The organism is Helicobacter suis (assembly GCF_902196125.1).
In the GTDB taxonomy this organism is placed as follows: Bacteria; Campylobacterota; Campylobacteria; order Campylobacterales; family Helicobacteraceae; genus Helicobacter; species Helicobacter suis_B.
Genome location: NZ_CABIKG010000045.1, coordinates 1 through 1,105, shown reverse-complemented (window position 1 = coordinate 1,105; position 1,105 = coordinate 1). Strand labels below are relative to the sequence as shown.

1 pseudogene is annotated in these 1,105 nt (G+C 43.1%); it reads right to left on the bottom strand.

Annotated features, from left to right (window positions below):
- Positions 1–1,105: pseudogene (locus G6Q00_RS08165) on the bottom strand (hypothetical protein); the annotation flags it as partial.

Genomic DNA, 1,105 nt, shown 5'->3' with positions numbered 1-1,105 from the left:
GGGCTTGTTGTGGCGCTAGTTTGCACTTTAGGCACAGAAATAACGCCACTAGCTTTTTTATCCACTTTAGTGGCGCTAGTGAGTGGCTGAAAGTCTTTAGCTAAGGCCTTGATCTCAGCCCTTAGCGCGTTTCTAGTGGCTTTAATAGAGTTTGTGGCATTTTTGAGAAACTCCGGAGCAAAGCGCCCAAGTCCTTTGGTGGCTACCTCCATAATGCCGGAAAAGACCTCCACATAATAAAGCCCAAAAGCTTTCATGCCAATTTTTAAGGCGTTAATAAAGTTATGCCATAGGGCTTTAAGCGTGGTTAGGGATTTTTCCCAAAGTGAGCGCATTGACTTAGCTAAATCTTGCCAATTTAGCGCGATCTCTACAATACCCGCAATTAATACCGGGAATGCTAAAGACTTAAAGGCTAGCCCAATACCTCTAATACTTAGCGCAAACACTCCCCCCGCGCTAGCTGCTGCACTAGTATAAGCGGTGTAGGCCTTAGTGGCAACACTGACCGCTAAAACTTGCACTTTATAGGCTAAAAAGCCCGCGCCTAGCGCAATGATCACACTTTTATAGCGCGCTAGAGCGCTCAAAATATCTTTAAATAGGTTTTTATTTTGATCAAGGACTGAAGTCCAGCCAGCTAAAGTCTTTTTAATGCTTTCAAAATAAGGTTCTAATGCGGCTTGTTTAGCATTATTAAAAGCATTTGTAAAATTACTCCAAGTTTCCTCAAAACTCCCCGCTGTAAGCTTAGCTGTTTCTTTAAACTTGCCCATTTTTTCTAGCATGAGATTTGCTAAATTGCCCTCATTTTTGGCCTTAGCCATGGCCTCCGTAGTTAAACCCAAAGAGTTGACAAAACGCCCAAAGTCTGTAGCTGTTGCAACTGTGCCAGCACCCAAACTATCTAGCGTAGCTTTAAGGCTATTGACATCAGCCCCGCTAACTTGCGCGGTGTAGGCTATTGCCTCCATAACCTTTAATGCATCTTTAAGCCCCATTGATTTAGCCGCAGTGGAATAGAAAGACTTGAACATGCCCCCTAAATCATCAAGGTTAAACTTAGTAGCTAATTGGATACGATCTAATTCTTTGTAGGTGTTAG